This window comes from Candidimonas humi (genome assembly GCF_019166065.1).
In the GTDB taxonomy this organism is placed as follows: domain Bacteria; phylum Pseudomonadota; class Gammaproteobacteria; order Burkholderiales; family Burkholderiaceae_B; genus Candidimonas; species Candidimonas humi.
In genome coordinates, this window is the sequence record NZ_JAHTBN010000004.1 from 409,038 (window position 1) to 426,443 (window position 17,406).

The window sequence follows — 17,406 nt, forward strand, 5'->3', positions numbered from 1 at the left end:
TCCGTCCGTCAGGCTTGCCGTGGCGGCTTGAGCGCGGCCTGGTAGCGCGCCACGTAATCGTCGAAGCTCTCGCGGTCGCTGCCTTCGATGGCGGCCTGCTCTTGCAGCGAGCTCGCGGCCAGTTCGGCCAGGGTGCGCGCGGCGGCCGCGTCCAGTTCGCCGCTGCGCAGGGCCTCGCAATGCTGGCGGCTTTGCCGCAGCGTGTATTCGTGCAGCGTGGCGCGGCTTTCGCGCAGTTCGCGCAGCAGGCGCGCCGACGGAGTCTGCTCGCTGTCTTCGAGCTTGAGACGCTGTGCCCGCACGGCCTGGCGGTATTGCTCGCCGCCGTGCGCGGCGTCCAGCGCCTCGGCATAGGGTTCGATGCGTTCCAGCAGTTCGGCGCCCCAGCCCTGCAGGGCCACCGGCCGGCCAGAGTCCGGGTGGCCGTCGGGGCGCGCGAGTTGCAGGCCGGGCTTGCGGCCTTCCTTGACCACCCGCGAGAAGTTTTCGCGGCTATTGCCGCAAGTGCCTGTCCCGGCGAAGTAGGGGCTGGGCTCGAAAGCGCAGAACAGCAGGAAGGCGTCCAGGAAGCGGCTGGCCGTCTCGGAGATGCCGATGGGGCTGTAGGGATCTATGTCCATGCAGCGCACCTCTATATATTGCACGCCGCGTGCCGCCAGGGCGGTGACGGGGCGCTCGCAGCGTCCCGTGGTGCGCTTGGGGCGAATGCTGGAATAGTATTCGTTCTCGATCTGCAGCACGTTGGTGTTGAGCTGGATCCATTGGCCGTCGCGGTGGGTACCGATGGCCTGGTAGGCCGGCCAGGGCAGGGTGACGGCCTTGTACATGCGAGTCACGAAAGTGTCGATGTCGTTGTAGCACAACTGCAGTTCCGACTGGGCCTTGTTCTGGTAGCCCAGGTCGCTCATGCGCAGGCTGGTGGCATGAGGCAGATACAAAGTATCAGGATCCAGTTGTGCCAGGGGGTGGCTGGAACCCTGCAGGAAGCGGCGCGACACTGCCGGCGATGCGCCGAACAAGTACATCAGCAGCCACGAATAGCGCGTGAAATTGCGTATCGCCGCCATGTATCCGCGCGAGCGCTTTTGTTCGATCGAAGCATCCCCGGCCGGGTCCCCGCCTGCTTCCAGCAAGTCCCAGGCCTGGTCGGGCAGCGAGAAGTTGTAGTGCACGCCGGCTATGCATTGCATGGACTTGCCGTAGCGTTCGGCCAGGCCGCGCCGATAGACATGCTTGAGCATGCCGGTGTTCGAGGTGCCATACCAGGCAATGGGGATGTCCGCCTCGTCGGGCAGATGCGCAGGCATGGACTGGTTCCAGATCAGCTCCGTGCCCAGATTGCGGGCCACATAGCGATGCGTGTCGAGCAGTTCGCCCAGCAGGCCCTCGACCGTATCGTGCGTGGTGGTGATCAGTTCCAGCAGCGATTCGGAATAATCGGTGGTGATGCGCGAGTTGGTCAGCGCCGAGCCCAGCACCGCCGGGTGCGCGCTCAGGGCCAGGTTTCCTTCGCCATCGACGCGCAGGCCTTCTTTTTCTATGCCGCGCAGCATGCCCTTGAGCAATTGGGGGTTGTCATGCAGCGCAGCGACGCGAGTGGAAGGAGAAATCATCTCATAAGTCTCATTGAGGCCAGCCTGCGATTTTACGGGCGTTTGGGGTTTTTTGCCGCCGGGCGCAGCGCGGGGCTATGTTCTTGTCCTCGGGGCCGCCCCAAGGCCCGTCCCGGCATACCCGCATCGGGGCGGTACACTGGCGCCTGGAACAAATATCACCCCCGGGAGGGATCCGTGTTGAGGCGCTTGGCGGTGCTTGCCGCAATGCTGGTCGCGCTGGCGGCCTGTTCGCCGCGCTATAACTGGCGCGAAGTTCCCGTTGCCGCCGGCGCGGTGTCGGCGGCGTTTCCCGACAAGCCCGAGACCCATCGGCGCACATTGCCTTATGACGGCGGCAGTGTCGAGTTCTACCTGACCGCTGCGCAGGTGGGCGACACGTTGTTCGCGGTGGGATATGCGCCCTGGCCTGCCGCCATGCGCGGCGATGCCGCCAAGCAAGCCGCCTTCGGCCGCGCCGTGCTGTCTTCCCTGTATCGCAACCTGGACACCGCGCCCCCCGCGCAGTTGCCCGGCTTCGGCCAGCGCTTTGCCATCGACGGCCGTTCGCCCAAGGGGCCGGCCCGCATGGAGGCTAGGCTTTGGCTGTTCCCTGATGGCTTGGTAGAAGGCCTTGTAACCGCCTCTGCGCATTCGTATCCGCGGCACGAGGCGGATGAGTTTTTCCGGACCCTGGTTCCGAAGCAAGAACATTGAGCCAGCCGGCCTGGATGGCGGCAGTGATGGCTGCCTGGCGCCCGTGGACTTGCAGCTTGCGGCAGGCGTTGTGGATGTGGAAATTGGCCGTGCGTTCGGCAATTCCCAGAATAGCGCCTATTTCCCAGCTGGTCTTGCCGATTGCGGCCCAGCGCAGGCAGTCGAGCTCCCGGTCGGTCAGAGGATTCATGCGAGCCTACCCCTATGCATGTGCATAAATTCTTGTTATCACTGTTATCACTATTGTTATGATTAAGCTGTTGTAATCACTACGATTTTTAAATTAATGTATCAAGTTTCTTCGCTGGGGTAAAACTGCGTAGGACAAAAGCGTGTGCGGGCCTCTGGGGGATAGTGATAAAATGGCTCGTCGATTCGGCGCCGATTTGCCTGATCCGCTTGCGGGCGCCTCATAAATCCAGCTAAAGAGGTCCCTATGGCCGTCATTACCGCTGCAGCCGCGACCGCCGTCGCACCAGTTCCCGTAGCCGCCTCGCAGGGCGGCGTCCCTCCCGGCTCCGTCGGTTTCGTTTCCCCCACTTTCATCGCCTTCGACGAGCCCCTGACGCTCGCCAGCGGGCAGGTGCTGCCTTCGTACGAGCTGGCGGTGGAAACCTACGGCGAATTGAACGCCGCGCGCAACAATGCGGTGCTCGTGTGCCATGCGCTCAATGCCTCGCACCACGTGGCCGGCATGTCCCGTGAAGACCCCAAAGACGTCGGCTGGTGGGACAACATGGTCGGGCCCGGCAAGGCGCTGGACACCGACAGGTTCTTCGTGATCGGCGTAAACAATATCGGCTCCTGTTTCGGCTCCACCGGGCCCGCCAGCATCCGCCCGGACACGGGCAAGCCCTGGGGCTCGGCCTTTCCGATGCTTACCGTCGAAGACTGGGTGCATGCCCAGGTGCGCCTGGCCGACCATTTCGGCATCGAGCGGTTCGCCGCGGTGATGGGCGGGTCGCTGGGCGGCATGCAGGCACTGAGCTGGGCCGTCACCTATCCCGACCGCGTCGGGCATTGCATCGTGATCGCCAGCACGGCGCGCCTGTCGGCGCAGAACATCGGCTTCAACGAAGTGGCGCGCCGCTCGATTATTTCCGACCCCGATTTCCACGGCGGCGACTACCTGGCCCACAATACCGTGCCGCGGCGCGGGCTGGCGGTGGCGCGCATGCTGGGCCACATCACCTATTTGTCCGACGACGACATGGCGGCGAAGTTCGGCCGCACGCAGCGCGCGCCGGCCGAGGACGGCGACTTCCATTACGGCTACGACGTGGAATTCGAGGTCGAATCCTACCTGCGCTACCAGGGCGAGAAGTTCTCGGGCTACTTCGACGCCAATACTTATTTGCTGATCACGCGCGCGCTGGATTATTTCGACCCGGCGCGCCAGACGGGCGGCGACCTGGCCCGCGCGCTGGCGCAAGTGCAGGCCGATTTCCTGCTGGTTTCCTTCAGCACCGACTGGCGCTTCCCGCCCGAGCGGTCGCGCGAGATCGTGCAGGCGCTGCTCAAGAACAACCGGCCGGTCACCTACGCCGAAATCGACGCGCCGCACGGCCATGACGCCTTCCTGCTGGAAGACCCGCGCTATCACGCGGTGGTGCAAGGCTATTACGACCGTATTGCGTACAAGCTCGGCCTGCCCGAGCGCCGCCGCACGCACGGGGTGCTGGCATGACGATGTCGCACGACAAGAAGCCGGCCGCGCCCCGCGCCGGAACCGTCTCCAGGCCCGGGCCGTCCAGGGGCCCGGTGCGGCCCGGCAGCGAGCAAAAGCCGGATGGCACGGATGCATTGCGCCCAGACCTGGCGCGCATCGCGAGCTGGATACAGCCGCAAAGCCGGGTGCTGGACCTGGGCTGCGGGGACGGCGCGCTGCTGGCCTACCTGCGCGATCACAAGTCGGTGGTGGGGGCGGGCGTCGAACTCGACGACGAGCACGTCATCGCCTCGGTGCGCCGCGGCGTGCCGGTCATACAGCAGAACCTCGAGAACGGGCTGGCGCTGTTCGGCGACCAGCAGTTCGATACGGTGGTGCTGTCCCAGACGCTGCAATCCATGCACCACACCGAACATATATTGCGTGAAATGGCGCGCGTGGCGCGTTCGGGCGTGGTGTCGTTTCCCAATTTCGGCTATTGGCCGCACGGCTGGTCGATATTGTTCGGCCGCATGCCGGTCACGGGGGAAATGCCCTACCAGTGGTACGACACGCCGAATATCCATTTGTGCACGCTGCGGGATTTCGAAAACCTGGCGCGCTCGCTGGACCTGCACATCACCGACCTGGCCACCTTCAATGTCGACCGCGAGGTGAAGTTCCTGCCGGGATGGCGCAGCACGCTGGCGGTGTACCGCTTCGAGTCGCCGCGCGGCCCACACTGAACCTGAATTCTTCCGGGAGAGCATCGTCAGCGCGTCCAATGTCTATACCAGCCCCCGTGTCATGCCGCTGCTGGTGCTGGGGTTTTCGAGCGGGCTGCCCCTGGCGCTGACCAGCGGCACGCTGCAAGCCTGGGCGACGGTGTCGAATGTGTCTTTGCAGGACATCGGCTTCCTGACGCTCATCGGCTCGGCCTATACGCTCAAGTTCTTGTGGGCGCCTTTCGTCGATCGTTACGTCCCGCCTTTGCTGGGGCGCCGCCGCGGCTGGATTTTCCTGATGCAGATCCTGCTGGCGCTGGCCATTGCCGGCATGGGCCTGTTTTCGCCGGCGGGCCACCTGGGCGCGCTGGCGGCGCTGGCGGTAGGGGTGGCGTTCCTGTCCGCCACCCAGGACATCGCATTCGACGCCTACAGCACCGATGTGCTGCGCAAGCCCGAACTGGCTGCCGGCGCGGCCATCAAGGTGCTGGGCTATCGGCTCGCCATGATCGTCTCGGGCGGCCTGGCGCTGATCCTGGCCGACAAATGGCTGGGCTGGGGGCATACTTATTTCCTGATGGGGCTGCTGATGGCGCTGTGCGCGCTCATCACGCTGATCGCCCCCGAACCCGAGTCGCCGGGCCAGGCCCCGCGCAACCTGGGCCTGGCGGTCGTCGAGCCGCTGGCGGAGTTTTTTTCGCGCCGCGGCGCCATCACCGTGCTGCTGCTGATCGTGCTCTACAAGCTGGGCGACGCCTTCGCAGGGGCGCTGTCCACCACCTTCCTGCTGCGCGGGGCCGGTTTCAGCGTGGCAGCCGTAGGCACGGTCAACAAAGTGTTCGGGCTGGCGGCGACCATCGTCGGCGCCTTGCTGGGCGGCTCGATCATGGCGCGCATGGGCTTGTACCGGTCGTTGATGCTGTTCGGCATCCTGCAGGCGGTGTCGAATTTCGGCTACTGGGTGCTGGCGGTGACGCCGCCGCATCTGTATTCGATGGCGGTGGTGGTTGCCGTGGAAAATTTGTGTGGCGGTCTTGGCACGGCGGCCTTCGTAGCGCTGCTGATGGCGCTGTGCAAGCATGAATTTTCCGCCACCCAGTTCGCGCTGCTGTCGGCCCTGTCGGCGGTCGGCCGCACCTACCTGGCGGGGCCGCTTACGCCGCCGCTGGTCGAGCACCTGGGCTGGCCTACATTTTTCATGGCGACAGTGTTGATCGCTTTGCCCGGCCTGGTCCTGCTATGGTGGCGCCGGTCGGAGATCCATGCGCTGGAAGGGCCGGGCTGAGCCGGCGCCCCGCGTCGGAAATCCCTTGCTTCGCCTTCTTGGCGACGCTCCCGCCCAGGACCGGCGGCACGGGTTTCAGCCCTGATCCCGGTAGCCCAGCGCAGCCGACACGGCGGTGGCCGACTCCCGCAAGGCCTTGGCGACCGTGCCGTTCCAGCGGTGGTCGAAGTTGGTCTTATAGTCCAGCGCCGTCATGGCCAGCGCCAGCCGGCCGCGATCGTCGAACACCGGCGCGGCGAATGCGCTCATGCCGTCCATGAAATCCCCTTCGGCCCGGGCCAGGCCGCGCTTGCGCACCTGGTCGACGGTTTCCCGATTGCTTTCCCTGCGGTCCAGGCTTGCCGCCGATTCCTGGTAGACGTCGAGGGCCGCCTGGTCCATGAAGGCGGCGAACACGCGTCCGGTCGCCGAACGATACAGGGGAAAAACGGAGCCCAGGCCGACATTGACCATCACCGGCCGGTTCGGCTGTTCCCAGCGCACTACCGTGGGGCCGAAGGTGCCCCAGACCGAAATGGCCACCGTATGGCCTATCGCGGCACATAGCCGCGTGGCCTCTTGCGTGGCCAGCGAGATGGGCTCGATGGTCGCCAGGCAGGAAAGGCTGAACTCCAGCGCCACGGATCCCAGCCCATACAAGCCGGTTTCGGGATCTTGTGCGATGAAGCCCCTGCGCATGAAGCTCACGAGATAGCGGTGCGCCTTGCTCGGGGCGATTCCCGCCTTGTCCGCCAGGTCGGTCAGCTTCATGGGGCGCCGGTTGTGCGCCACCAGCAGCATTAAATCCAGGCCGTTTTCGACGGACTGTACGCCCGCTTGCGCGTGTTTGCCCATTTTGCGGTTTCCCGTGCCCTTGCCGTAGTGCGAGGTGAATGATGTTGCGAATAAAAACCAGACTGTACCCCGGCCGGCCGGGGCAGGCAAAGAAATTGACACTGCTTCGCCACGAAGTTTATGATTAGTGAAAATAATTTCTATTATTCAAAAAAAGGCGGGGACATGCTGACAGGAGACATGCTGCGGCGTTCGGCGCAACGCTTTCCGAAAAAGCCGGCCATCATTTTTCGCGGCCCGGGCGGGCGGCGCGTCGTCGACTATGCTGAACTCGACGCGCAATCCAATCGCGTGGCGCATGCGCTGATCGCGCTGGGCCTGCCTGCGCAAGCCAAGGTGTCCATGCTGGCGCGCAACTTGCCCGAATACGGGGCGGTGTTCTTCGGCGCCGCGCGCAGCGGCTGCGTGCTGAACAATGCCTCTGTCCTGTATGCTCCGGACGAGCTTGCCTGGACGCTGAACAAATCCGACACCGAGGTGCTGATCTTCGACGCGGCCCTGGCCGAGAAAGTGCACGCCGTGCGCGCGTCCTGCCCGCGCATACGTCTTTATGTCGAGATAGGCGGGGGCGCCGCGGCGGGCGCAGCCGGGGCCTCGGCTGCGCCCGGTCCTGCCGGCCGCGGCCCGTCCAGCGGCAGTCCGACCGAGCGCGGCCCTACCGAGCGCGGCCCGACCGATCTCGCCTCGCCTGGTTCTGCCGCCACGCTGGCCTGGGGCGATTTCCTCGCGGGCCGGCCGGATACGCTTCCCGACATCGTCCTGGACGAGGACGCCCCTTTCTGTATGACTTACACCGGCGGCACGACCGGGCGCCCGAAAGGGGTGCTGGCCAGCCATCGGGCCCGGGCCGTCACGGCGCACACGGTCATGGTGGAAGAAGACATCGGCCCGCGCGATATCGTCGCCATCGTCACGCCCATGTTCCATGTGGCGGCCTTGAACATCATGTTCCAGCCCGCCGTGCTGGCCGGGGCAAGCTGCGTCTTCGTCACCCCGTGGTCGCCCGAAGCATTCATGCAGGCCGTCGAGCAGGAAGGCATTACCGCCACGTTTATGGTGCCTACCCAGGCCAATACGCTGGCCACCCATCCCGACCTGGATACCGCCAGGCTGCATAGCTGGACCAAGCTGTCGTTTGCCGGCGCGCCCATGCCCGACTGGGTGCAGGCCGAACTGACACGGCGCCTGCCAGGCCTGCGCCTGACGCAGATCTACGGCCAGTCCGAAGTGGGCGTCATCGCCGCGCTGCCCTGGTACTGCCTACCGGACAAACTCGGGGCCGTGGGCCGCCAGCCCTACAACGTCGACGTGGCGGTGCTGCGGCCCGACGGCAGCCCCGCCGCACCCGGGGAATTAGGAGAAGTGGCCTCGCGCGGCGAAAACCTCATGCTGGGCTATTACAACGAACCGGAACAGACCGAGGCGTTCTTCAGGCTGGGCAAGGGCTGGGGGCTGACGGGCGATATAGGCGTGTCCGATGCCGATGGTTTCATCACGTTGGTGGACCGCGCCAAGGACATGCTTATTTCGGGCGGGGAAAATGTCTACCCCAAAGAAATCGAAGACGCCATCTACCAGTTGCCCGAGGTGGCCGAGTGTGCGGTGTTCGGCATTCCCCACGAGAAGTGGGGCGAAGTGCCGGCGGCGTATATTTTGCTCAAGCCCGGCCGCAGCCTCGACGAGGCCGCGGTGCTGGCCCAGTGCGAAGCATGCCTGGCCAGGCTGAAGCGCCCGCGCCTCGTACGCTTTGTTTCTTCCTTCCCCAAGACGCCAATAGGCAAGATCCAGAAAAACCTCTTGAAAGAACCCTACTGGCAAGACCGCAAGAAAATCTGAATCCAGGAATGCATATGGCCAATCCCGCACCTTACCAGCACTACACGTCGCTGGCGCTCGCGCGCCACGAACACGGCGTGCTCGAGATCATCATGGGCGCTTCCCAAAGCGCCAACAAGAAGCTCTCGACCGCCGATCACAATATGCATCGCGAACTGTCGACCATCTGGACCGATATCGACCGCGACCCCGAAACCCGGGTGGCCATCATCCACGGCGAAGGCAAGGGGTTTTCCGCCGGCGGCGATCTCGGCCTGGTGCAGGACATGGCCGACGACTTCAATGTGCGCACCCGTGTGTGGCGCGAGGCGCGCGACCTGGTGTATGGCGTAATCAATTGCTCCAAGCCGGTGGTGTCGGCCATGCATGGGCCGGCGGTGGGCGCCGGGCTGGTGGCCGGCCTGCTGGCCGACGTGTCGATCGCCGCCCGCAATGCGCGCATCATCGACGGCCACACCCGGCTCGGGGTGGCCGCGGGCGATCATGCCGCGATCGTCTGGCCCCTGCTGTGCGGCATGGCCAAGGCCAAGTATTACCTGCTGCTGTGCGAGGCGGTCTCGGGCGAAGAGGCGGAACGTATCGGCCTGGTATCGCTGACGGTGGACGAAGCGGACTTGCTGCCCAAGGCCTTCGAAGTGGCAGGGCGCCTGGCTCAGGGCTCGCAGAGCGCCATACGCTGGACCAAGTACGCGCTGAACAACTGGCTGCGCATGGCCGGACCCAATTTCGACACCTCGCTGGCGCTGGAATTCATGGGATTCGCCGGGCCCGACGTGCGGGAAGGCATCGATTCGCTGCGCCAGCGGCGTGCTCCGGGCTTCGACCCGCGATCGCCTTTTTAGTTTTTTGCGCTTGCCGGCGGGCCTCGGGGCCGCGCCCGCGCAGGGGCTGAAGGAGAACGATATGGATCTCGGTCTGGACGGCCGCAATGCGCTGGTGCTGGGAGGCACGCGGGGCCTGGGTTGGGCGTGCGCGCAGGCGCTTGCGCAGGCCGGCGTGCGGGTCGTCGTCAACGGGCGCGATGCCGCACACGGCGAACAGGCGGCCCGGCAGTTGCCCGGCGGCCGCTATGTGGCCGGCGACATCGGCGACGAAGCGCAACGCAATGCCCTGATAGCAGCAGTCCAGTCGATTGCCTCGCCCGACATCGTCGTCACCAACGCCGGCGGACCGGCGGCCGCGCCGTTCGAAGAGACCGACGTCGCGGCATGGCGCCGCAGCTACGAAACCAATGTGCTGGGGCCCATGGAAGTCGTGCGGGCCCTGCTGCCTGCGATGCGCGAGCGCGGGTTCGGCCGCATCATCAATATCACTTCGTTCGTGGTCAAAGAACTGTATCCGAACATGGCGCTCTCCAACAGCCTGCGCATAGGCTTGACCGGCGCCATGGGGTCGCTGGCGCGCGAGGTGGCGGCCGCGGGCATTACCGTGAATGGATTGCTGCCGGGGCTGATGGATACGGGCGCGCTGCAACGGGTCATCAGCGACCGGGCGGCGCGCTATCACGCGAGCGAGGACGAAGTGCGTGCCGAAATGGCTCGCAGTATTCCCGTCGGACGCCTGGGCACGGGCAAGGACTTCGGCGCCTTGTGCGCTTTCCTGTCCTCGCCGCTCGCGTCCTACGTCACGGGCCAGAATATCTGCGTGGACGGCGGCCTGGCCCGCAGCCCGATCTAGAACCCCGCGGCACAAGGGCCCGATGTGCACGGACTGGGCCTGGAACAGGCGCAGGGCCTGATGCTGACGACCGCCTTTTATTGGGACCGCAACGAAGAGACACGTATATGGTCGCGCCGCTATTACGAGCGCATGAAGAAGATGCCCACCGCCATCCAGGCGGCCAACTATTCCTCGACCATGCATTATCTGAAGGCGGTGCAGGCCGCCGGCACCGACGAAGCCGGGGCGGTCATGAAGCAAATGAAGGCAAGCAAAGTGGATGATTTCTTTGCTCATGGCGGCGTGATACGGGCCGACGGCCGCATGGTGCATGACATGTACCTGGCGCAGGTCAAGACCCCCGCGCAGTCCCGCTATCCTTGGGACTACTACAAGATACTGGCCACGATACCGGGTGCGGAAGCCTTTCAGCCTTTATCCGAATCCGCCTGCCCGGCAGTGCCCCATGCCGGATAGTGTCCGGTGGCCAACTGAGGCGCGCGCTTCTTCGAGACCGAAGCATGCGCACGCGCCTCAATGCAGGCTGCCGACGCCGTGCGCCATGAGCGAGGCGCACAGCACCAGCAGCGCTACCCCTGCGAGCTCCAGCCGCAGTGTGGTGCGCAGCGACCCCAGTGTCTGCGCCTCGATCCGCGGCGCGGCGCCGGCCTTGACGGCGCGATGCCAGGACGAGAACTTCAGGGTGGGATAGATGGACAGGACGCCGACCAGCACGAACAGCGCCAGCTTGGCCAGGAATGCTGCGTTGAAAAAATAATAGGCGGCGCCTTTTTCGAAATAGAAGACGCGCAGCAGGCCGGCGGCCGCGACCAGGGTTGCAGAAACGCCATAGACCGCGTCGGCGACCCGCAGCCGGCGTATCACGCCGGCGGAAATCTCCTGGCCGAGCAGCGCCAGTTGCGCCGACAATGCGCCTACCAGGGCAAATGCGGCGATGAAATGCAGGAACGCGAACAAAGAGCTCATGGGGGATCGATCCTCTTTCCGTGGTGTAGGCATGTGTGGCGGCGTTATGCGCACAAATGGGGTACATGAAATTCATGCGGCATAATGTGTACGCTGTCCACTAAACTGGAAAGAAATGTAGCACATATAATGGACAGCGTACACATATGCCTGGAGCCGAGGTCGGAGCCGGGCCTGGAAAGCGAGCCGGAGCCAGGATGCAAAGCAAGAAAAAGACAGAAGAGCCGCCGCCGCGCGATACCTATCGCCACGGCGACTTGCGGCGGGCCTTGCTGGAAGCGGGCATTGCGCTGGCGCGCGCTGCGGGGCCCGATGCCGTGGTGCTGCGCGAGGCGACGCGCAGGGCCGGTGTGGTGCCCAATGCGGCCTATCGGCATTTCGCCAGCCGCGAAGACTTGTTCCAGGCTGTGCGGGCGGCCGCCTTGTCCGAGCTGGCCATCGTCATGGAGCGCGAGATCGCCAGGATTCCGGCCAGCCTGCCGCCGGTCGAGGCGGCGCGTGCGCGCCTGCGCGCGGTCGGGCGGGGCTATCTGAAATTCGCGCGTTCCGAGCCGGGCCTGTTCCATACGGCATTTTCCGGCCCCGAAGAAGTGGAGGGCGACACCGATACGGCCAAGGCCGGCCGCAGCGGCATGAATCCGTTTCAACTGCTGGGTGCGGCGCTGGACGAGCTGTCGAACTGCGGGGCACTGCCCGCCGAGCGGCGGCAGGGGGCCGAATACCTGGCCTGGTCCGCAGTCCATGGGCTGGCGCTGCTGGTGGCCGACGGCCCCTTGCGCAATGCTTCGGCCACGCAAAGAAACGCCATTGCCGAGCGCCTGCTGGACATGGTGGAGAAGGGGATCTAGAGGCCGGGTTTCGATGACCGCGTGCAAGTCCGGGCGTGCCCATGCCCGCATGGCGGCGCAGCAACCCAGGCAGCAATGCCTAAGACTGAGTGCAGGCAATCGGCAATCGGCAATCGGCAATCGGCAATCGGCAATCGGCAATCGGCAATCAGGCAATCGGCAATCGGCAATCAGGCAATCAGGCAATCAGGCCGTCGGGCTTTCCCGCGCCACGTCGCTCATGAAGTCTGCGCCGCGCAGAGGAGACGCCTGTTCCAGCCATCTGGGATAGGTGAGGCGGAAGTCGGCGGCAATTTGTTCCAGGGGCATGTCGTCGAAGGCGCCGCGTTGCCGGATGTATTCCATGTGGCGGTTGCCGGCCCGGTCATAGGGGTGGTAGATGGAATCTTGCGTGCCGTCGAATTCCAGGGGTAGCAGGCCGAAGCGATCGCACAGCTCGATATTGAAGGCCGGCGTGGCCTTGCGCCAGGCGCCGTCGAGCAGGATGTCGGTATAGCCATGCCAGATGAAGACATCGCCGTCCATGGTCTGGCGCATGCGTTCGGTGCTCATGTGGTTGCGCACGTCGGCATAGCCGACCCGGGCGGGTATGCCGGCGGCCCGGCACGCCGCGGCCAGCAGCGCGGCCTTGGGCACGCACCAGCCGTAGCCCTGCGCCAGCACCGAGCTGGCGCGCATGCCGGCAGGGGACAGATCGATGCGATAAGGATCGTAGCGGAAGCCGTCGCGCACCGCGTAGTACAACGCCACGGCGGTCTGTTTGTCGTTATCACGCAGGTGGCGGCGCGCAAAGGCCTGCACGTCCGGGTGGTCGCTGTCGATCAGGGCGGTGGGGGCGAGAGAGGGATTCTGCATGGCAAGACTCGGGAAGCCGGCAGCCCGGCGGCAATGGGAGACGCGTAACGATTAGTACGCGATCGGCGTCATTCGATCGATTTCCGGCTCACGGCATCAGGCCGGTATTTCATCATACCGATGAATGCGCGCGAGCACATCGGCCATGGCCGACTTGGCTCGTTCCGTATCGTAGCGGGCCTGCCCGCGCAGCCAGTAGCCGTCCGACAAGCCGAAATAACGGCACAGGCGCAAGTCGGTGTCGGCAGTCACTGCGCGCTTCCCGTGGACGATTTCATTGATCCGGCGCGGGGGTACTTCAATGGCCTTGGCCAGCGCGTATTGGCTGATGGCCAGCGGCTTCAGGAATTCTTCCAGCAGGATTTCCCCTGGATGGATAAGTGGCAAGTCTTGCATGACAGGCTCCTTGTCTGTGGTAATCCACGTTCTCCACATCCGCTACAGCACCGCCTCGTAGTCGATGGTCAGCGGCGCGTGGTCGCTGAAGCGCTCGTCCTTGTAGATCGATGCGGCGCTGGCGCGGGCGGCGATACCGGGCGTGGCGACGTGATAGTCGATGCGCCACCCGACGTTCTTGGCCCAGGCCTGGCCGCGATTGCTCCACCAGGTGTAGGCCTCGCCGGTGGTGTCCGGATGCAGCTTGCGGTAGACGTCGACCCAGCCCATGTCGCCCAGCACCTTGCCGAGCCAGGCGCGTTCCTCGGGCAGGAAGCCGCTGTTCTTCATATTGCCCTTCCAGTTCTTCAGGTCGATTTCCTGGTGGGCGATGTTCCAGTCGCCGCAGACGATGAATTCGCGGCCAGTCTTGCGGTTTTCCCGCATCAGGGCGTCGAGCCAGGGGGCGAAGTGGTCCAGGAAGCGGTATTTGGCCTGCTGGCGTTCGTCGCCGCTGGATCCCGAAGGCAGGTAGGCGCTGATTACGCTCAGGTCCTTCCAGTCGGCGCGGATGATGCGGCCTTCGCCATCGAATTCCTCGTTCTGCATGCCGTCGACCAGGGTTTCGGCCGGCCGGGCCATGTACAGGCCGACACCGCTATAGCCCTTTTTCTGCGCATGGTTGAAGTGGCCGGTGTAGCCCGCGGGGTGCAGCAGCTCGTCGCTGAGGTCGTCGGCGTGGATCTTGATTTCTTGCAGGCACACTACATCCGCGCCCTGGGCGGCGAGCCAGGCGGGTAGGCCCTTGCGGAAGGCCGACCGGATGCCGTTGACATTGAGCGAAACGATGCGCATGGGATGGGTTCCTTGGGTTGTGGGCCGGACAGGGATGCTTATACGCCGTACCTGTCGCGGTAGGCGGCGACTGCGCCGCGGTGTTGCGCCAGTTGCGGGTCGCCTTCCAGCACGGCCATGATGTCGGCAAGCGAGGCGATACTGACGACCGGCATGCCGTAGGATGCACTCACGTCCTGCACGGCCGAATGGGCCGACAGGGCGCCGTCGGCGCCGGCGCGTTCCATGCGGTCCAGGGCGATCAGCACCGCGGCCGGCTTGGCCCCGGCGTTGCGGATGATCTCGACCGATTCGCGCACCGAAGTGCCGGCGGTGATGACGTCGTCGATGATGACCACGCGGCCGGCCAGCGGCGCGCCCACCAGGCTGCCGCCTTCGCCGTGGTCCTTGGCTTCTTTGCGATTGTAGGCATAGGGCACGTCTCGGCCGGCGCGGGCGGGGTGGTTGGCCAGCGCGATCGCGGTTGCGGCGGCCAGCGGTATGCCCTTGTAGGCCGGCCCGAACAGCATGTCGAATTCCAGGCCCGACTCGACCAGCGCCTGGGCATAGAAGGCGGCCAGCCGCCCCATCGACAGGCCGGTATTGAACAGGCCGGCGTTGAAGAAATACGGGCTCAGGCGCCCCGACTTTACCTTGAATTCCCCGAAGCGCAGGACCCCCTGCTGCAGGGAATAGCGGACGAAATCATTGCGGTTCTGGGTGGGGTCTGTCATGGCGTGGTCGGGTAAGGCATGCGTCGATGGAGAAAAGCGTAATTATGGAGGATTCCGCGCGCTCTCGACAGGCGGGCCGTCCTCGAGCATGGCGCGGCATTCGGGTTCGGCCAGGAAATCGATGAAGCTGCGCACCTTGGGCGTCAGGTACTGGCGGCTGATGTAGGTGGCGTACAGTTCCTGCGGCGCCTGCGTGTATTGGGGCAGCACGCGCAGCAGTGTGCCGCGGCGCAGGTCTTCGTCCACCAGCCACGAGGGCAGGAACCCTATGCCCGCGCCCGAGCGCACCGCGTGATACGAAAAGGTGGTGTCGTCCGAGCGGATCAGCGGCGCCAGGCGGATCAGGGTCTTGCCCTTGGGGCCGTCGAATTCGAAACCTTCGGCGGGCAGGTAATTGGGCAGGATGCCGCCGTAATGGGCCAGTTCGGCCGGCGTGGCCGGAACGCCATGGGAACCCAGGTAGGCGGGGGCGGCGACCAGGTAGAAGGACAGCCGGCAGATGCGCCGCACGATCAGGTGCGCGGAAGGGTCGCGCGTGACGCGCAGGGCCAGGTCGTAGCCTTCGGCGGCCAGGTCGGCTTTGCGATTGAAGAAGTGCAGATCGGGCACGACCCCCGGATAGCGCTGTTTATAGGCGGCGATGATCCGGACCACGCGCGGGTTGGCGAACCACACCGGCGCGGTGATTCGCAGGACCCCCTGGGGGGCTTCGACGCTGCGGCCTATGGCGACCTCGGCCAGGGACAGCGTTTCCAGCGCGGCCTTGCATTGCTCGTAGTACAGCGAGCCGGCCTCGGTCAGGCTGACGCGCCGGCTGCTGCGGTTCAGCAGGCGCACGCCCAAGTGCCGTTCCAGGTGCGCCACATGCTTGCTGGCCATGGGCGCCGACAGCGCCAGGCGCCGCGCGGCCGACACGAAGCTGCCGCCGGCGGCGATTTCGCAGAAGACCTTGAGGCTGAGCAGGGTATCCATAGTGCTTTATCATTTCCTGTAAGGAAATGAATTCATAATAATAGTTGTATATATTTCTTGATAGGATTTTAATAAACTTTACCCTTATTGGAAGTGCCGAATAAGTTGCCGGCTACGCTGCGTTCTTTACCGGGATGCAGCAGTCGGCCTGCGTGTCCGGAGCTTCCTGATTTGCGCAGGGCCCCGGAATCGGCCGGAAGCCGGCGCCGATGCGAGACGGGCATGGTGCCCGCCGGCATCTTGCTTCCCTCCAGGAGGACACCTACATGACATCCGACGCTAATTGCCAAGTATGGGCCGCGCGCGCACAGGCGCTGTTGCGTATCGTCGCCGGTTATATATTCCTGCTGCACGGCTGCTCGAAGCTGTTCCATGTGCCGCATGTGGCGTACTTCGATAATTTGCAACTGTTTTCCCTGATGGGCCTGGCCGGAGTCATCGAGGTGGTGGCGGGCATATTGCTGATCCTGGGGCTGTTCACGCGCATCGCGGCCTTCATCGCCTCCGGCGAAATGGCTTTCGCCTATTTCATGGGGCATGTAGGCACGGGCGGCCATGCATTGCTGCCGATACTCAATGGCGGCGAAGCGGCGGTGCTGTACTGCTTCATATTCCTGTTCCTGGCGGCCGCCGGCGGCGGTGCGTGCAGCCTGGATGCCGCGCGCAGGAAGGCCTGAGCGGCAGGCGGAGCATTCAAATGAATATGCCGGTCTATTTCATTTCGCATGGCGGCGGCCCCTGGCCCTATATGCCCGAGGCGCGCCAGGGCTACGCGCGGCTGGCGGCGTCGCTGCGCGAGCTGCCGGCCCAGTTGCCGGCCGTCCCGAGTGCGGTGCTGATGGTCTCGGCGCATTGGGAAACCCGCGGCGGATTCGGCATCCAGTCCAACCCGCGGCCGCCGATGCTTTATGACTATTACGGCTTCCCGGCGCATACCTACCAGATCCAGTATCCGGCGCCGGGCTCGCCGGCCCTGGCTGCGCGCGTCCAGCAGTTGCTGGGCCAGGCGGGGCTGGCGGCCGGGCTGGATGCCGCGCGCGGCTTCGACCATGGGGCCTTCGTGCCCATGTTCGTGATGTATCCCAAGGCCAATGTGCCCATGGTGCAGTTGTCCATCGACGCCGGCTACGACCCGGCGCGGCACATCGCGCTGGGCCGCGCCCTGGCGCCGCTGCGCGACGAGGGCGTGCTGATCCTGGGCAGCGGCTTGAGCTATCACAACCTGCGCGGCCTGGGCGAGCCGGGCCGGGTTCCTTCGGCGCGTTTCGACGCCTGGCTGCAGGATGTCGTGGTGAACGGCCCGCCGGCACAGCGTGCCGAGCGCCTGCTGGACTGGGCGCAGGCGCCCGCGGCGCGCTTGGCGCATCCGCGCGAAGACCACTTGATACCCTTGATGGTCGCTGCCGGCGCAGCCGGTGAAGAGGCCGCCACCTGTGTCTATCACGAAGACACTGCCTTCGGTGCGATTACGGCGTCGAGCTTCCGTTTCGGCGGCTAAGGACGGG

Annotated in this window: 18 protein-coding genes, 2 pseudogenes and 1 riboswitch; of the genes and pseudogenes, 11 read left to right on the forward strand and 9 right to left on the reverse strand. The window is 65.1% G+C overall.

Annotation, left to right across the window (positions count from 1 at the left end; translation table 11 throughout):
* Window positions 1–8: 8 nt before the first annotated feature.
* Window positions 9–1,613: a glutamate--cysteine ligase gene (gene gshA, locus KVP10_RS12500; protein WP_217964913.1), complete on the reverse strand. Its 1,605-nt coding sequence runs from the start codon at window positions 1,611–1,613 to the stop codon at window positions 9–11.
* Window positions 1,614–1,790: 177 nt separating this feature from the next.
* Here gshA and KVP10_RS21325 point away from each other — a divergent pair, with 177 nt between their 5' ends.
* Window positions 1,791–2,309, forward strand: a complete 519-nt coding sequence (locus KVP10_RS21325) for a hypothetical protein (RefSeq protein WP_246600645.1) — start codon at window positions 1,791–1,793, stop codon at window positions 2,307–2,309.
* A gap of 31 nt (window positions 2,310–2,340) precedes the next feature.
* Here the strand turns inward: KVP10_RS21325 and KVP10_RS21330 are convergent.
* Window positions 2,341–2,499, reverse strand: a pseudogene (locus KVP10_RS21330) (helix-turn-helix domain-containing protein); the annotation flags it as partial.
* Window positions 2,500–2,677: 178 nt separating this feature from the next.
* A riboswitch (SAM riboswitch) is annotated at window positions 2,678–2,756 on the forward strand.
* On the opposite strand from KVP10_RS21330, the gene metX reads away from it, so the two are divergent.
* The 3 genes from metX (at window position 2,746) to KVP10_RS12520 (ending at window position 5,967) form a co-directional block, all read left to right on the forward strand.
* Entirely contained in the window at window positions 2,746–3,996 is a 1,251-nt protein-coding gene (metX, locus tag KVP10_RS12510) for a homoserine O-succinyltransferase MetX (protein ID WP_217964915.1), read from the forward strand. Its footprint overlaps the riboswitch before it by 11 nt.
* On the forward strand, window positions 3,993–4,703 hold the full coding sequence (metW, locus tag KVP10_RS12515; protein WP_246600601.1) for a methionine biosynthesis protein MetW: 711 nt from the start codon (window positions 3,993–3,995) through the stop codon (window positions 4,701–4,703). The genes metX and metW overlap by 4 nt, the downstream gene beginning before the upstream one ends.
* A 22-nt stretch (window positions 4,704–4,725) precedes the next feature.
* On the forward strand, window positions 4,726–5,967 hold the full coding sequence (locus KVP10_RS12520) for a muropeptide transporter (RefSeq protein WP_343218733.1): 1,242 nt from the start codon (window positions 4,726–4,728) through the stop codon (window positions 5,965–5,967).
* A 75-nt stretch (window positions 5,968–6,042) separates the two neighbouring features.
* Here KVP10_RS12520 and KVP10_RS12525 read toward each other — a convergent pair whose 3' ends face one another.
* Window positions 6,043–6,801, reverse strand: a complete 759-nt coding sequence (locus KVP10_RS12525; RefSeq protein ID WP_217964917.1) for an IclR family transcriptional regulator — start codon at window positions 6,799–6,801, stop codon at window positions 6,043–6,045.
* 165 nt (window positions 6,802–6,966) lie between these two features.
* Here KVP10_RS12525 and KVP10_RS12530 point away from each other — a divergent pair, with 165 nt between their 5' ends.
* The 4 genes and pseudogenes from KVP10_RS12530 to KVP10_RS12545 all read left to right on the forward strand — a co-directional run.
* Window positions 6,967–8,637 (forward strand): class I adenylate-forming enzyme family protein, encoded by a 1,671-nt coding sequence (locus KVP10_RS12530; protein WP_246600602.1) that lies wholly within the window; start codon window positions 6,967–6,969, stop codon window positions 8,635–8,637.
* Window positions 8,638–8,651: 14 nt separating this feature from the next.
* On the forward strand, window positions 8,652–9,479 hold the full coding sequence (locus KVP10_RS12535) for an enoyl-CoA hydratase/isomerase family protein (protein ID WP_217964918.1): 828 nt from the start codon (window positions 8,652–8,654) through the stop codon (window positions 9,477–9,479).
* 61 nt (window positions 9,480–9,540) lie between these two features.
* The gene (locus KVP10_RS12540) at window positions 9,541–10,314 is read left to right on the forward strand and encodes an SDR family oxidoreductase (RefSeq protein WP_217964919.1); all 774 of its coding nucleotides are present in this window, start codon (window positions 9,541–9,543) and stop codon (window positions 10,312–10,314) included.
* Between the two features lie 18 nt (window positions 10,315–10,332).
* Window positions 10,333–10,773, forward strand: a pseudogene (locus tag KVP10_RS12545) (ABC transporter substrate-binding protein); the annotation flags it as partial.
* A gap of 57 nt (window positions 10,774–10,830) precedes the next feature.
* Here KVP10_RS12545 and KVP10_RS12550 read toward each other — a convergent pair.
* On the reverse strand, window positions 10,831–11,283 hold the full coding sequence (locus KVP10_RS12550; protein WP_217964921.1) for a DUF2214 family protein: 453 nt from the start codon (window positions 11,281–11,283) through the stop codon (window positions 10,831–10,833).
* 197 nt (window positions 11,284–11,480) lie between these two features.
* Here KVP10_RS12550 and KVP10_RS12555 point away from each other — a divergent pair, with 197 nt between their 5' ends.
* Window positions 11,481–12,131 (forward strand): TetR/AcrR family transcriptional regulator, encoded by a 651-nt coding sequence (locus tag KVP10_RS12555; protein WP_217964922.1) that lies wholly within the window; start codon window positions 11,481–11,483, stop codon window positions 12,129–12,131.
* Between the two features lie 186 nt (window positions 12,132–12,317).
* Here the strand turns inward: KVP10_RS12555 and KVP10_RS12560 are convergent, their stop codons facing one another.
* From KVP10_RS12560 to KVP10_RS12580, 5 genes are all read right to left on the reverse strand, one after another.
* Window positions 12,318–12,986, reverse strand: coding sequence for a transglutaminase domain-containing protein (locus tag KVP10_RS12560; protein WP_217964923.1), 669 nt, complete (start codon window positions 12,984–12,986; stop codon window positions 12,318–12,320).
* Between the two features lie 96 nt (window positions 12,987–13,082).
* Window positions 13,083–13,382: a HigA family addiction module antitoxin gene (locus KVP10_RS12565; protein WP_217964924.1), complete on the reverse strand. Its 300-nt coding sequence runs from the start codon at window positions 13,380–13,382 to the stop codon at window positions 13,083–13,085.
* Window positions 13,383–13,424: 42 nt separating this feature from the next.
* Window positions 13,425–14,216, reverse strand: a complete 792-nt coding sequence (locus KVP10_RS12570; RefSeq protein ID WP_217964925.1) for an exodeoxyribonuclease III — start codon at window positions 14,214–14,216, stop codon at window positions 13,425–13,427.
* A 38-nt stretch (window positions 14,217–14,254) separates the two neighbouring features.
* A complete protein-coding gene (gene pyrE, locus KVP10_RS12575; RefSeq protein WP_217964926.1) occupies window positions 14,255–14,929 on the reverse strand; it encodes an orotate phosphoribosyltransferase in 675 nt (224 codons plus the stop codon).
* Between the two features lie 42 nt (window positions 14,930–14,971).
* Window positions 14,972–15,901 (reverse strand): LysR family transcriptional regulator, encoded by a 930-nt coding sequence (locus KVP10_RS12580; RefSeq protein ID WP_217964927.1) that lies wholly within the window; start codon window positions 15,899–15,901, stop codon window positions 14,972–14,974.
* Between the two features lie 266 nt (window positions 15,902–16,167).
* Here KVP10_RS12580 and KVP10_RS12585 point away from each other — a divergent pair, with 266 nt between their 5' ends.
* Window positions 16,168–16,578 (forward strand): DoxX family protein, encoded by a 411-nt coding sequence (locus KVP10_RS12585; RefSeq protein ID WP_217964928.1) that lies wholly within the window; start codon window positions 16,168–16,170, stop codon window positions 16,576–16,578.
* Window positions 16,579–16,598: 20 nt separating this feature from the next.
* Entirely contained in the window at window positions 16,599–17,399 is an 801-nt protein-coding gene (locus KVP10_RS12590; protein ID WP_217964929.1) for a DODA-type extradiol aromatic ring-opening family dioxygenase, read from the forward strand.
* Window positions 17,400–17,406 lie beyond the last annotated feature (7 nt).